This window comes from Pseudomonas sp. 7P_10.2_Bac1 (assembly GCF_025465935.1).
Classification (GTDB): domain Bacteria; phylum Pseudomonadota; class Gammaproteobacteria; order Pseudomonadales; family Pseudomonadaceae; genus Aquipseudomonas.
Window position 1 is genome coordinate 68,255 of the sequence record NZ_JANLNV010000040.1, and the last position, 13,960, is coordinate 82,214.

Consider the following 13,960-nt stretch of genomic DNA (forward strand, 5'->3'; position numbering starts at 1 on the left):
AGACACTCCACATCATTATTGTTAAAGAATCAGGCGCGATTTCGACGTAACAGGTTATCCAGCGACCAGGCCCCGCCACCGTAGGCCAACAGCGGCAACAACAGCCCTGCCCATGTCAGGTGAGTCGGCCAGGCATCGGGGTAGACAAACACCTCGATGACCAGGGTCATGCCCAACAGCGCTGCGGCAGACAGCCGGGTCAGCAGGCCGAGCACCAACAACAGCGGGAACGCATGCTCGGCGTAAGCCGCCAGGTGCGCCGCCCATTCCGGGGGGATCACAGGCAAGGCGTATTCCGAGCGAAACAAGGTGTACGTCGACTGTTTGAGTTCCAGAAAACCCGTGACTTTGGTACGGCCCGAGAGGAAAAACACCGAAGCGATACCGACACGGGCCACCAGTAACAGCAGCGCCTCAGGCAACAATCGCTTGAGCACCGCCGGGGCCGAGGCAATCATGGTTTTTCCGTCAGGCTGCCGTAGCCTTTGGGGGTTTTGATCTGGGTGCAGGTGCCTTTGTCGACCAGGACCCAGGCATTGCCTTGGTAATCCGCGGTGGCTGTACCGGCACACGAGGTGCCTTTGCCTGCGGCACAATCATTGGCCCCGGCCTTTGCAACACCGAAGCATTTCTCTTGGGGCTTGGCATCATCGGCATGGGCAGCACCGGCAAAGGCACCGATGGACAGAGCGAGGGTGGCGGCGAGAGCGGCGTAATGGCGCTTCATTGTTAGAACTCCTGGCTTGGCTGAATGTATCGGTAGCGCAAGTTCAGGTGAGTGAGCACTTGCGCTATCGGGTAGACAGATTTAAAGCCAGGCGTGTATCTGGTGTGTGTCGCGTTCACCCCTTAACAAGACTGAGTTGTATCCGTGCGGGGTTTGTACACAGTGTGATACAGAGCGAATGAAATCAGTTGCCGGTAGCTGCACACCCCATGTTGCTCTCCCCGTCATAAGTCCAGGTGGAGGTGTGGCTGAAGGTTTCACCAGACATCGAGTCGGTGCAGGGTTTTGGCTCGATAACCAGGGTGAATACCTTGCCCTGGTCGGTGCCGGTGTATTTCGTGTTATTGCCCGACACCACCTGATCAACATGCAGCTGCTTGCCTTGCAGATGATCCGGGGTAATCCAGGCCAGGGTTTTCCCATTGACCTTGATCGTCCAGAACGGCTCATTGCCGCGAGCGACAAATTGCTGGCCCACACCCTGCGCTTCGGGTGCCGAGCTGCTTAACGAGGGTGCATGCTGACTGCACGCACTCAGGATCATGGGCAACAACAGCACCGCGAGAGGCGCAAACACTTCCTTTTTCATACCGTCATTCCTTAAAGAGACCGTTCGACAACATAGCAAATGAACCTGCACCCTGCCCGGTTCGCAGAGGCCACACGAGCTGGAACAGCTGCACATTTGCATTGCAGTTTATTGACCAAAAATAAAAAAACATCACGTTGCGACTGCCCAGAAAACCCTGTTACATACGTGCACCCACTGCCATGGACAGCCCGGATGTTTGCCTCGAACTCGTCATTCAATGCCCTGAGCCTGAGCCTTCTGTTAATGACCCCAGCGGCGCATGCCGCCCCGCCTGTATCGCAAGGAGCGGACTGGGCCAAGGTAGTTGAGGCACTCTTGTCTGTCAGTGCTTGTCAGGACCGGCTGGTCCAAGCCAATCGAGCCAAGTGCTACAGAAATAACAGCCACCAGGCCTGCCGATACCTCCCCGAGGGTGTCGAGAAAGAAAACTGCATTCTCGAGTACTCCTATAACCGGGTCCCGCAAAACGCCGGCCTGCCGTCACACCCGCCACGGGTAATGTCACCCTTCAAGACCGATGACCAATCACTCAATAACTCTACAGCCGCACAGGCTGGCGCTCTGCCAACGGACAGCGCGCCGGACGAACTCGATTCAGCAATAAAATTCTTGTTGCAGGACAAAGCACGCGCGCCGGTTGTGCAGTAGCTTAAATCACACGTCATCACACCCGGGCCTAAGCCCTACTTGCTCCAGATACTCCGACAAAGCCGTCATGTCGGCGCTTGAGACAATGGCGCCGATGTAGGCACCGTCATCGATAATGTCTCCCTGCACACCCACCGCATGAACATGCAAACCTGTACGGGGTGAAGGGGTGATGTTGCGCTCAACTTCATAACCGATGCACTGGACGCTGCCCGCGAAAGGTTTGGCCGGGAGATTTTCCAGTCCTGGGCGGTTGAAGAGATGGACGATCTGGTACGCCTGATGCGCAAATTCGCCGATACCCTGAAGAACGTCACCTAACAGGGCACTGCGTGAAGCAGTCCGATTTACCAGATTCCACCAGCGACTGATGTCACTTTCGCCCAGGCCTAGCATCCCGAACCGCACCGAACTGCAGCAAGTCATGAAACACGCCATCTTTGAGAAACGCCTGCTGGCTGCGGCCTTCCAATTTCAGCCCGGCGTTTTCCAGCACCTTGGCCGATGCGAGATTCTCGGCCAGGCAGGCGGTGTGGATACGTTGCAAGTTCAACGTCTCGAACCCGTGCTGCATCACGCGCTCTACAGCCTCAGTCATGTAGCCACGCCCCCTGAAGGGTGCACCCATCCAGTAACCGAGATGCCCGCTGTGGTGGCGCAGGATAGGCCGCAGGTTAATCACACCGATCAACTCACCCGCGAACAGATGCACACCGAAGACCAGATTTTCACCGCGTTCCATGGCCAGTGCCGAACGCTCGATAAACTCACCCGCCGCTGGCGGGGTATAAGGCGACGGCATGTTTGCGGTAAAGGCCACTATCAAGGGATCATCGCCCAATTGGGCCAAGCGCTCTGCCTGCTCCAGGCGCAAGGCGCGTAACTGCAAGCGAGGGGAATCCAGAACAGTAAAAGGCATCACAGCGCTCCATGCGGTCAAAAGTGATGACTGTACGCCCCCTCAATGACGATAGATTTATCGTCGCTCGATCAGCGCTGAATAACGATGTAATCATTGTGCTGAATCACACCACGGTGTTCGCCCTTGACCAAGTGCACGTACCGCCCGCCCACCTGATCAATCGGCAGGCAGTCATCAACATCCAGCAGCGCGTCGGTATGGGCTTTTTCCCAGTGCGCCAGCATGTGCTGTCGAGCCTTGTTCTTGGCCTCGTTTTTACCCAGCGCAACCACCAGCAGGTAATGATGCGCCTCACCAAACATATTGGGCTCGTAGCCACCCAGATTGATGAAATACAAACGTGGCGAATCGGGCAAAGGCGCCAGCGGGCTGAGCTCGACTTTCCAATCCTCCACACCGTCCACGCGCATCCATGAATCGATATGCAGGCCTGCCTGGCTACCAAACCAGCCTTCGCGCAGTTGCGGATAAGCGGCTTCAAGGCTGTCGGCGATAGCAAAAACCACATCGTGGACTTCGATTTTGGCTCTGGGATGCTTGCCTCCCAGCATGACCACAAACAGCATTTTGCAACTCCGGATATGCGAGACCAAAGCGCCATGGTAACGGATCTGCACACACTCCTTGTAGGAGCGAGCTTGCCTCGCGATTTTTTGATCCCTGAACAGAAAACCTATTTCACGGGCAACGACGCTTTCAATGCCTCTATGTCACGCACCGGAATCTGTACGTTATCCAGCGCCAATAACTGACCGTTGGCTAACTGCCAATCATAAAAATCTGAAAAATCACCTTTGGCCAATGCTCGAATGGTCTTGGCCACAAAACCGTGGGCCACTAACAGAATCGCCTGCGACGGGTACTTCGATTCCAGCGCCAGCAAACCGTCCCGAACTCGCGTCACCACCTCAGCGATCGACTCACCGCCAGTTGGACCCACCCCCCAGCGGCGCGTGATATTTTGCGCCCAAAGCCAGGGGTAACGCTTTTTAGCCTCGTCCTGGGTCAACCCTTCGAAAACTCCGACATCACGCTCACGAAAACAGTCCACGATCTCGACCGGCAAACCCAGGTGGTGGTTAAGAATGCTCGCGGTTTGTTGAGCTCTCAGACGCGGAGAAACAACAACGGTATCCAGATTCTTCGGCAGGTGGGCTGCAAGTGCTTGGGCTTGCTCGCGACCTCGTAGGGTCAGTTGCGGATCGAGCGCCCCCAGGTAACGATGTTCGGTATTGGCCCAGGTTTCCCCGTGACGGGCCACGTATAACTGCATGCATTCATTCTCGATTAATAATTAACGGGTAGACGCTTTCACTTGCCTTGCCCCCACGGACCAAGGCAAGTGCCCGTTCTGTCAGTCCAGCACGATCTCATCCTTGATGGCCCAAGCTTGTTGCAAAGGACCCGGGGCGATCCAGCTGTCAATATCAAAATCCTGTTTGATGAAGCCTTCTGCCAGCAGGAAGTCTTTCTGGCGGCGCAGGCCTTCGACGTAGAGCTCGGACAGTTTGGGCTCGAAGGCCAAATGCAGCTTCTCGCCGAATGCCAGTAATACGCTGTCTGCATCGGTGCCGGTTTCAGCGGCAATAGTGGTCACGACGTCTTGCGGGTGGTCCTTGGCCCATTCGTAGGTCTTGAGAAGCACCGCAAGGTAACGAACGACGATCTGCGGTGAATCAATCAGGGTCTGACGATCTACGGTAATGGGCCGTGGCGAGCCGGCACTCAGGCGCAGTAACGGATCCTCTTGCTCATTGATGTTGATGATCGGGCGCAAGCCCTGCGCAAGTGCCCGGGCACTGCCGGCGCCTTTGATGAAGATCGCGTCAACCGTGCCGTTGAGCAACGCCAGAGTCGGCAGTGCGTGATGGTCCTCACGGGTCTTGGAGACTTCCTTGAGGTCCCATTCAGGTCCAGCAATATCGACAAATTCAACACTGTCACGGGGTACGCCGCCCAGTTCCAGCGCCGTCAATAAGCCACGCAGGCCTTCAGCACGGCCAACGTCCACCAGGTCACTGGCGGCCTTGCGCACAATACCCAGCTTGCGCCCGCGCAGGTCGGCGACGGTCTGGATATCACTGTCGCCACGCACAAATACCTGCTGCTCTTCATCGACCCAGGTGATACCCACCACTACGGTGTCCTGGCCCAGAGCGCGGGCCCAGATCGACGGCACGTTGCCCCCTTCGCGGAAGCTGCCAGCCAGGCTGTGGCGGAAGTGCGACTCACGCACTGCACGGTCCTCGGAGGCGCGGATCGAATCCAGAGTGATGCCGTGGCGGGCGAATTCGTTCTGCAACCAGCGTTTGTGTTGAGCAATACCGGACGTGGTCGGCACCGGGCAACGGGTGTACCAGATGGCGCTTGGCTGCGTGCCGGCTTGGGTTTCAGGCAACGCTTTAAGCAGTGCTTCAGACATGGGTCAACTCCTCAGTAAGTTCGCTAGGCGAAAGTGCCTGGCGATGAGCAAGCAGGTCCGACAGGCAGTCAGGTAGTTGTTGGTATCAATGGATCTGCATCGACCTTTGCGGCCCGTGCAGCCTTACTGCGCACCAGGCTCAATTCGACCACAGTGTCATGCAGGGCCAGCTTGGGTTTGGCCGGTTCGATGCGAATGCCGTCGTGCAACGCCACGGTACAGGCCAATTTGACTTCACCGTTGATGCGCATCGCACACAGCTTGCACAGCCCGCGGCGGCACGACAGCGAGTAGCCGAGATTGGGTTCAAACTCGCGCTGGGCATACTGCAAGGCCGTGCTCACCGAGGCGCCCTCCCAGCGATCAATGCCCAGGCCGAGGCCCGCAGGAGGGGGCAATTGGATGTCCAGTTGGCGAAATTCGCCGTCACGGAACAATGTCAGATGCATCAGCATTCAGAGCTCCTCAGAGTGGCCAGGGTCATGGCCGGGCGACCCGTGTAAAGTCAACCGGTACGGTTGTGCGCACCAGCGTCCCGGCATCAAGGTGCACCAGTGAATGGCTCAGTAAGCCCTCATCCGCGCGCTGATTATCGTGACGCTGGTGGGCGCCAATGGAATGATTGCGCTCGCTCGCTCCCAGCAAGGCAGACTCAATGACGCTAAATGCTGCCTGGCACTCCAGCGCGTCGCTCCAATCGCGGTTCCACGTCAGATCACGGGTACGGCAGGCCAGTTGCGGCAACACATCCGTCTTGAGGCTTGCCAGTTGCGTCAGCCCTGCTGCCAGGGCCGTTGCCGTACGCACCGGACCGAGCGACCGCTCTGCTAATTGCGCGAGATGTTCCTTGAGTTCAAACGGGGCCACACCCTGGCGGCGCTCGAACGGCGCGACCGTCGCAGCAAAGGCTGATGCCTGGTTGTCTGAACGCCGATCCAGCGCCCGCCGCTGCTGCGCATCAACCGCTGCCGCCCGCCCGGCGATACGCCCTTGCACCAAGACTTGCGCCCCGGCGTTGCCAGACAAACGATTGGCACCATGCATGGCCCCGGTTACTTCACCGCAGGCAAACAAGCCTGGCACACCGGTAGCCGTGCCGGCATCGACGCGCACCCCGCCCAACGAAAAATGCGCGGCAGGGGCCACTTCGATGGCGTACCCCTGCTTGATCCGCTCAACCAATGGCGCCATGTCAAACCCCTCCCATTGCCACTCGGCGCTGATCGAGCGTGAAGTCGCCGGGAAGTGATCAATGATGTCGTTGGGCAGGTGTTTCCAGGACAAATACACCCCACCGTTGGGGCTACCCCGGCCTTCATAGACTTCCGTAGCGCAGGCAGCCGATACTTTATCGCGGGTGGCCAGCTCCATACGTTGCGGGTCACAGCGCGCCATGAAACGCTCCCCGAAACGGTTCATCAGCCAGGCATGCACGCCACTTTGCGGCCCCAGAATCCACGGGAACTGCAACCCACGCCAAATCGCCGGTGCAGCCAGACAGCAGGGCAGAAACTGCATCATTTCCATGTCAATCAAGGTAGCGCCCGCTTCCACCGCCATGCGCTGCCCTTCTCCGGACAACTCCTCGGGTGCAGTGCGCAAACTCCAATTAGAAGTAGCACCGCCCGTAGCCAGCACCGTGCTGTGCCCGTATAGGCTGTCGATACTGCCGGTACGCCGGTCCAGCCCCAATACCCCGACCACCGCCCCTTCACGGCGCAGCAGTTGGGTGGATTGAAAATCCTCGCGAAAACTCACTCCCGCTTGCTGGGCAATGCGGGTCAAGGCACGCTGCATGTCGACCCCGCTGATGTGCACGCCGCGCCCGCTGCTATGCCCCGGTGCGCGGCGGTTGACGCTGAACTTAATGCCCCAGTCGATCAGCCGCTGCAGCTCGGCGCCTATCCCGGCGACCATGCTCTGCACCAGAGACTGGTCGTTGAGCCAGGAACCAGCCGCTAGCGTGTCGTGCAGGAATCGCTCTTCGGTGTCGCTGGCATCCGCCTCCAGACCTATGGCCCGCAGGCTCTGGCCGGCAATCGAAACCCCGCCCCCCGAGGTGATGGTCGCCCCGCTGCGACCCACCAATCCCTTGTTCACCACCAGCACCGATGCCCCGGCCTGACGGGCGTGAAACGCGGCCACCAGCCCGGCCGCACCGCCGCCCAGTACGATGACGTCCCACGTCATCGACGAATCAGCCATAAACCCATGCCTCAAGGTCAAAATCGGCGTCGATAAAGCCTTCAGCAAGCAGAAACGCCTTGAACGAATGAATCGCCTCCAGGCCATGTGCGTCAATCGCGGTGCCGAATTTCAAATGCAGATCCGGGCCAAATGCACCTTGCACCGCTTCCTCGGAAATCCCAATTTCCTGCGCGACAAAACGCTGGGTCTGATCAGGGTTGCGCGCGGCCCATTGCGCGGCTTCGTCGACAGCTTCGAGCAGAGACTGCACCAGGTCTGGGCGTTCACGGGCAAGCAGACCATCGACCGTCAACAGCCGTGGCGTGCCGTTGTTGATCCGAATAGCGGGATCGGGATGGCTACCGGTCTCACTCAAAATCAGCGCATTGAACTGGTGGGCCAGGCTCAAGCCTTCTGCGCCCTTGACGAAAAAGGCGTCTATATCGCCCTTGATCAAATGGCTGAGCTCATTGGCATACGGCAGGCGTCGAACCAGGGCGGCCGGATAGCCTGGCGTGGTGCCGCCCACCTGTGGCGTGCGGGTGGCCACATCGACAAACTGCACCGCGTCCCTGGCAATTTCGGCCACTTGTAACGTCGAGAGCAACCCCTTCAACGCGGTAGCGCGCTGAAAGTCGATAACCCCCGCAGGCTGACGTGGCACGCCAAGGCGCTTGCCCACCAGTTCTGAAACGTCACGCACGCCCGACGACGGCAAGGTGATCACCGCCTGGAACTCATCGATCCAGTTAATTCCGATAAGACGTGTATCGCGCCCGCTGGCACGGGCATGAATCGGCGGGATATTGCCGCCTTGGCGAAAGGACCAAGGTTGCGTATGGTCAAAATGGCTGGCGCGGACCTTCTCGTCCGATGAGCTTTGCAGTGATTGCAGGCTCACCGACTTCTGCGCCAGGGCCGATTCCAGGAAGCCAAGTTTAACCGCAAGCCCTAAAGGCGTCGGTGTCGGGCAACGGGTATACCACAGGTTTAAATCAGTCATAAACGTCCGCTCATTGAATATAGCCAAGACATAAAAGATCGCAGCGCGTTGTCTTTCAAAACAACGATCTTAAATAGCAAAAAGATTATTAATGGCGGACGTGGTCGCACGACATTGATTAAAGCGCTGCAACTTTTTACTGGCAGCCATGGATTAACAAACGCCCCGTGCGAGGTCTGGCGAGTGTAATGGAAAGTTATTTAAGCCACATAGATCATTACGTTCTGAGTTTATGACTGCACTTTGATTGACAGCACTGAGGGCATTGCGCAGATTACTTCGCGTTTTGCGCCACCTCTGGCCCCCACTCTTTCTGGGTATATCCGACTTATGTCTGCACTTTCGCTGTGGCTCAATAACTTTACGCCCCTGTACTCTGCCCACACGCGAACTTATCTTGCAGGCCAATCGGTCTCGATGATCGGTATCTGGTTGCAGCAAACGGCAATGGCGTTGCTGGTCTATCAATTATCGGGCGGCCAGGCGTTTGCCCTGGGGGTCAGTGCGCTGTGTTCAAGCCTGCCGATCCTGCTGCTGAGCATGTTTACCGGTGCCCTGGCAGACCGTTATGACCGACGCAAACTGCTGATCGGCTGCCACCTGGTGGAGATTGCCCTGACCCTGGCCATTGCCTCAATGATCCACGCCGAACAGGTGCAACTGCTGCATATCTACGTCTTCGCCTTCCTGATGGGCTGCGTCAACTCGGTGTATTTCCCGACGCAGCAAGCGTTCCTGTTTGATCTGGCGGGCATGGATAACATCCGCAAGCTGATCAGCATCAATTCGATGATTCTCAATGTTTGCCGAACCCTGGGGCCGACACTGGCCGGTTATCTGGTCGCCCAGGTCGGCATGTCAGTCGCCTTCTGGGCCAATGGCATGTCGTACTGGGTGGTGATTTTCTCGCTGATCTCCCTACATGCCGTGCGCCAAAGCCGTCCCAAGGCAGGTGAAAGCGTGTCGCTGGGCGAGGCGGTGGCTCACATTCGACATACCCTGACCCTGCGCAATATCTACATTTGCTGTGCGGCCTTGACCATGTTCGGCCTGGGCAGCCTGGCGCTGCTGCCAGCGGTGGCCCATGGCGACCCGCAACTGACCGGGGTTTTGCTTGGCGCAGCCGCCTCCGGCTCGCTGGTGTACGCGGTTTTTCTGTCGCCGGTAATCAGCTACATCAAGCGCATGGGACTGACCTTATCGCTGACGCTGGTGTGGATGGGGAGCTGGCTGGTGGTCTCGGCGCTGACCGAATGGCTGTACCTGCAACTGTTGGCGCTGTTCATGTTCGGGCTCGCCACTTCACAAGCCATGGTGACCTGTACCAGCATGGTGCAGATCTTGTCACCGGTGGCGATGCGCGGGCGCCTGATGGGGCTGTTCAGCATTATCGGCTTTGGCTTGCAGCCGCTGGCGACGCTGATCGCGGGCTTTATGGCCGACCGGATGGGTGTAGCCGCCACCATTGCCTTGTGGGGTCTGGTGGCGGTTACGATTGCCAGTGGGCTTTTGGCTCAATCGCAATGGCGTGAATGGAATCTGGGACGGGATTGAGAATGCTGTGCCAGCTTTCGTACCTCGATGGGCTTACGTTTAAACCCGCGATTTGCGCCCGGCAAACGGATGGCTCGGATCGTTGTAGCCCGGTGTCGAGGAGTGACCGGTGATGACCAGATCGTCGATGAAAGCTTCGTCCTCAGCGGTGAAGGCGTAGTTCAGCGCCGGTACGTAATCGTTCCATTGCTCTTCGGTACGCGGCCCGGCAATGGCGGAGGTGATCAACTTATTGTTGAGCACCCAGGCCAAGGCAAATTGCCCTGGCGTGATACCTCGCGCTTGGGCGTGGTCTTTGACCCGCTGTGCCAGATTCAGCGATTCCGGGCGCCATTCGGTCTGGTGCAGACGCTTGTCGTTGCGACCGGCTCGAGTGCCCTCCGACGGTGGCTGGGTCGGGTCGTATTTGGCCGTCAATACGCCACGCGCCAATGGACTGTAGGAAACAACGCCAATGCCGTAGTACTCAGCCGCTGGCAAGTGTTCGTTTTCGATCTGGCGGTTTGCCAGGTTGTACAGTGGCTGGCTGGCCGCAGGACGCTCGATGCCCAGCAAGTCGGCGTGACGGCTGAATTCCGCGAGTTTCCACCCACGGTGGTTGGACAGCCCGTAAGAACGTATTTTGCCCGCACGGATAAGGTCCGACAGCGCCCGCAGGGTTTCTTCCACCGGGGTGGTGTGGTCTTCGCGGTGCAGGTAGAACAGGTCAATGTAGTCCGTATTGAGACGCTTGAGGCTGGCGTCCACCGACTGGATCACATTATGCCGCGAGGCGCCGCGATCATTCGGGCCCTGGGCGCCCGGGTTCGGGTTCACGAACTTGGTCGACAGCACCCACTGCGAGCGACGGTCGGCAATCAGGCGGCCCACGGCTTCTTCAGAGGCCCCGCCGTTGTAACCGTTGGCCGTGTCGATAAAGTTGATGCCCTGCTCATAGGCCCGGTCGACAATGCGCTTGGCCACGGCGTCGTCGGTCTGCCCGCCAAACATCATGGTGCCCAAGGTGATGGGGGACACTTTAATGCCGTTGCGGCCCAGGTTGCGGTACTCGATAGCGCTCATGTTCACTCCCCTAATGGTCTTTCATTGATTATTGAAAACAGCGTCACTAGATCGCAAAACGCGACAACAGCATGGCCACCGGCAGGTCTTGCCAGGCCGAATGGGTGTAAGGCACCGACTCGTCGTCGTTGACCCGATAACGCGGTACCGGCACCGAGCCAATGAGTTTTCTGGTGTAGTCGTGACGGGCGTTTTTCCAGATACCTTCGTGGGCGCCCTCTTCTACGATCTGGCCGTCATGCATCACCAGCACTCGGTCCGCCATGTACTTGACCACTGACAGATCGTGCGAAATAAACAGGTAGGACAAACCGAACTCTTCCTTGAGATCGGCTAACAGATTAAGAATCTGCGCCCGTACCGAAACGTCCAGTGAAGACACCGCTTCGTCGAGGATCACCAACGATGGGCGCAAGATCAGCGCACGGGCGATGCCGACACGCTGGCGCTGCCCTCCGGAGAATTCATGAGGGTATTTCCACACCGCGGACAGTGGTAAACCGACCCGGGCAATGATGTCCAGAATGCGCTGGCTGCGTTGCTGTGCTTGCTTGATGCCATGGTTCTTCAGCACCCCATCGAGAATGCGGTACACGCTGTGTTTTGGGTTGAGCGAACCGTACGGGTCCTGAAACACCATCTGCACCAATGGCCGGTAGGCACGCAGCTGCTTTTCCGAGAGTGGCGCGATATCGGTGCCATTGAGCAGGATTTGCCCGTTGCTTGCGCGGATCAGCCCCAGAATGGTTTTGCTGAGCGTCGATTTTCCGCAACCTGACTCACCCACCAGCCCCAGGGTCTCCCCCGGCTGGATCTTGAACGACACATCATTGACCGCTCTCACCAGGCCCTGGCGGGTTTTGTACTCGGTACAGAGATGGCGCACTTCAAGAATCGGCGATAGGTCCGCTTTCGCGGCCCTTTCGGGGAGCGACGAAGCTCGCGGGTAACTGTGCAGCTCGAACTGGATCGCGCCGCTTTCACTGCGCCGTACATTGATCTCCGGCAACGACGCACTGGCGTAATGCGAGTCGCTGTCCAGGCGTAGCGACGCGCCCAGCAATCCTTGGGTATACGGGTGCTGCGGGCGAGTGAAGATCGCTTCAGTGCTGCCGCTTTCGACAATCAACCCGTCATACATGACCGCCACGCGGTCGGCCCACTGCCCCACCACGCCTAGGTCGTGAGTAATCAGCAGCAGCCCCATGGCGTACTCTTCGCTCAACTCCTTGAGCAATTGCAGGATGTGCGCCTGCACGGTCACGTCCAGCGCTGTGGTGGGCTCATCGGCAATCAACAGGCGTGGCTTGCAGGCCACGGCAATGGCGATCATCACCCGCTGGCGCTGTCCGCCGGACAAGTTATGCGCGTAGTCATCCAGTCGCGCCTCGGCATTGGGGATACGGACCTTCCGCAACAGGGTCAGCGACTCGGCGCGGGCGTCCTTGCGCGACAGGCCGCGATGGCGGCGAAGCACCTCGCCGATCTGCTCACCGATGCTTAACACCGGGTTCAACGAGGTCATGGGATCTTGGAACACCATCGAAATATCATTGCCGCGTAAATTGCGCATCTGTGGATCACTGATGCCAGACAGGTCCAGCCCGTCAAAATCGACCCGCCCGGTGAGTTCGGCGCGACCACCCAACAGGCGCATGATCGCCATGGCCGTGGTCGACTTGCCACAGCCCGACTCCCCCACCAGTGCCAGGGTTTCGCCCCGGGCGACATGGAAGTTCACACCTTTTACGGCGTGATAGTTGCCGTACCTGACCTGAAGGTCCGAAACATTGAGCAAGGGGCTGTTCAGCGACATATCGCGATGATCATCGACGTTAACGACAGCATTCATGCGGTTCTCCCGCGCAGACGTGGGTTCAGGGCCCTGATCAAGGCGTCACCCACCAGATTGAGACTAAATACAGTGATCACCAGCGCCAGCCCGGGGATGGCCGTGAGGTAAAGCGCGCTGCGCAACATGTCGCGACCGCTGCCGATCATGCTGCCCCAACTGATGGTGTTCGGGTCGCCCACTCCCAGAAATGACAGTGATGACTCGGTGAGGATCGCCGAGGCCACGATTACCGATGCGGTAATGATGATGGGCGGCAAGGCATTGGGCAGGACTTCACGAGCGATGATCCACGGCGTGCTGTAGCCGACCGTGCGCGCAGCCAATACGAAATCGGCCCCCAGCAACGCACGAAACTCCGCCCGAACCAGTCGCGCCACGGTGTCCCAAGACGTCAGACCAATGACCACCGCGATAATCCCCACTGTCGACTGGGTGATAGACACCACGACCACCACCAGCAAGAACGAGGGCGTGGTCTGGAAGATTTCGATCAGCCAGGTCAGCACCCGATCGACCCGCCCCCCGAAAAAGCCTGCCAGTGCACCGACCAGGGTTCCGACCACGACACTGACCAGGGCCGCCGTGATTCCGACCAGCAGTGACACCCGGGCGCCATGCACGATTCCGGCCGCCAGGTCACGACCCAGTGCATCTGTCCCCAGAGGAAAGGACCAGTCTTCAAACGGTGCCAGCAGTGGCTGGCCGACCATGTCCAGCGGGTCACCGGGGTACCAGTAATTAGCGCTCATGGCCATCAACACGACCAACAGCAGCACACTCAGCCCCAATACGGCGCCGGGCGAATGCAGCAGCGAACGAACAACAGGCCAACTGCTACGGGGCGCGTGCAGGCGTTCCTTGGTCTCGACCTGCGATCGCCGACCCGGCGCCCAGCGCCCCAGCAGCACACTGCTCAGTTGCTGGCGCCAGCCCGTGAGTGCCGGGCGCGAAATGTCCAGTGTCGGGCTCGGGGAATCGATACTCATGG

General features: G+C 58.8%; 16 protein-coding genes. 2 read left to right on the forward strand and 14 right to left on the reverse strand.

The genetic code is table 11. The features are described 5' to 3' along the window. Positions 1–29: 29 nt before the first annotated feature. The 3 genes from NTD86_RS07570 to NTD86_RS07580 form a co-directional block, all read right to left on the reverse strand. Entirely contained in the window at positions 30–458 is a 429-nt protein-coding gene (locus NTD86_RS07570; RefSeq protein ID WP_262201552.1) for a DoxX family protein, read from the reverse strand. After that, the gene (locus tag NTD86_RS07575) at positions 455–727 is read right to left on the reverse strand and encodes a DUF2282 domain-containing protein (protein WP_262201553.1); all 273 of its coding nucleotides are present in this window, start codon (positions 725–727) and stop codon (positions 455–457) included. Before NTD86_RS07575 ends, NTD86_RS07570 begins: the two co-directional genes overlap by 4 nt. A gap of 184 nt (positions 728–911) precedes the next feature. After that, a complete protein-coding gene (locus NTD86_RS07580) occupies positions 912–1,316 on the reverse strand; it encodes a COG3650 family protein (RefSeq protein WP_262201555.1) in 405 nt (134 codons plus the stop codon). Positions 1,317–1,511: 195 nt separating this feature from the next. Between NTD86_RS07580 and NTD86_RS07585 the strand changes: the two genes are divergently transcribed. Next, positions 1,512–1,967, forward strand: a complete 456-nt coding sequence (locus NTD86_RS07585; protein ID WP_262201556.1) for a hypothetical protein — start codon at positions 1,512–1,514, stop codon at positions 1,965–1,967. A 6-nt stretch (positions 1,968–1,973) separates the two neighbouring features. On the opposite strand, the gene NTD86_RS07590 is transcribed toward NTD86_RS07585, so the two are convergent. From NTD86_RS07590 to NTD86_RS07625, 8 genes are all read right to left on the reverse strand, one after another. Beyond that, entirely contained in the window at positions 1,974–2,393 is a 420-nt protein-coding gene (locus NTD86_RS07590; protein WP_262201557.1) for a hypothetical protein, read from the reverse strand. Further along, on the reverse strand, positions 2,341–2,886 hold the full coding sequence (locus tag NTD86_RS07595; protein WP_262201558.1) for a GNAT family N-acetyltransferase: 546 nt from the start codon (positions 2,884–2,886) through the stop codon (positions 2,341–2,343). The genes NTD86_RS07590 and NTD86_RS07595 overlap by 53 nt, the downstream gene beginning before the upstream one ends. Before the next feature lie 71 nt (positions 2,887–2,957). Next, the gene (locus NTD86_RS07600; RefSeq protein ID WP_262201560.1) at positions 2,958–3,455 is read right to left on the reverse strand and encodes a DUF1543 domain-containing protein; all 498 of its coding nucleotides are present in this window, start codon (positions 3,453–3,455) and stop codon (positions 2,958–2,960) included. A 107-nt stretch (positions 3,456–3,562) separates the two neighbouring features. After that, the gene (locus tag NTD86_RS07605) at positions 3,563–4,162 is read right to left on the reverse strand and encodes a histidine phosphatase family protein (RefSeq protein ID WP_262201561.1); all 600 of its coding nucleotides are present in this window, start codon (positions 4,160–4,162) and stop codon (positions 3,563–3,565) included. An 81-nt stretch (positions 4,163–4,243) separates the two neighbouring features. Then, on the reverse strand, positions 4,244–5,311 hold the full coding sequence (locus tag NTD86_RS07610) for an ABC transporter substrate-binding protein (protein ID WP_262201562.1): 1,068 nt from the start codon (positions 5,309–5,311) through the stop codon (positions 4,244–4,246). Positions 5,312–5,379: 68 nt separating this feature from the next. Then, a complete protein-coding gene (locus NTD86_RS07615) occupies positions 5,380–5,766 on the reverse strand; it encodes a 2Fe-2S iron-sulfur cluster-binding protein (protein ID WP_262201563.1) in 387 nt (128 codons plus the stop codon). 25 nt (positions 5,767–5,791) lie between these two features. After that, a complete protein-coding gene (locus tag NTD86_RS07620; protein ID WP_262201564.1) occupies positions 5,792–7,516 on the reverse strand; it encodes an FAD-dependent oxidoreductase in 1,725 nt (574 codons plus the stop codon). Further along, complete coding sequence (locus tag NTD86_RS07625; RefSeq protein WP_262201565.1) at positions 7,509–8,501, reverse strand: ABC transporter substrate-binding protein; 993 nt, start codon at positions 8,499–8,501, stop codon at positions 7,509–7,511. Before NTD86_RS07625 ends, NTD86_RS07620 begins: the two co-directional genes overlap by 8 nt. 330 nt (positions 8,502–8,831) lie before the next feature. Here NTD86_RS07625 and NTD86_RS07630 point away from each other — a divergent pair, with 330 nt between their 5' ends. Next, positions 8,832–10,055 carry an MFS transporter gene (locus NTD86_RS07630; RefSeq protein WP_262201566.1) on the forward strand — a complete coding sequence of 408 codons (1,224 nt, stop codon included), beginning with the start codon at positions 8,832–8,834 and terminating at the stop codon, positions 10,053–10,055. A gap of 39 nt (positions 10,056–10,094) precedes the next feature. On the opposite strand, the gene NTD86_RS07635 is transcribed toward NTD86_RS07630, so the two are convergent. Genes NTD86_RS07635 through NTD86_RS07645 form a run of 3 tightly spaced genes read right to left on the reverse strand, consistent with a single transcriptional unit; the run spans position 10,095 to position 13,958 of the window. Next, on the reverse strand, positions 10,095–11,117 hold the full coding sequence (locus tag NTD86_RS07635; RefSeq protein WP_262201567.1) for an aldo/keto reductase: 1,023 nt from the start codon (positions 11,115–11,117) through the stop codon (positions 10,095–10,097). 46 nt (positions 11,118–11,163) lie between these two features. After that, positions 11,164–12,969 (reverse strand): ABC transporter ATP-binding protein, encoded by a 1,806-nt coding sequence (locus NTD86_RS07640; RefSeq protein ID WP_262201568.1) that lies wholly within the window; start codon positions 12,967–12,969, stop codon positions 11,164–11,166. Continuing rightward, the gene (locus NTD86_RS07645) at positions 12,966–13,958 is read right to left on the reverse strand and encodes an ABC transporter permease (RefSeq protein ID WP_262201569.1); all 993 of its coding nucleotides are present in this window, start codon (positions 13,956–13,958) and stop codon (positions 12,966–12,968) included. The genes NTD86_RS07640 and NTD86_RS07645 overlap by 4 nt, the downstream gene beginning before the upstream one ends. Positions 13,959–13,960: the final 2 nt, after the last annotated feature.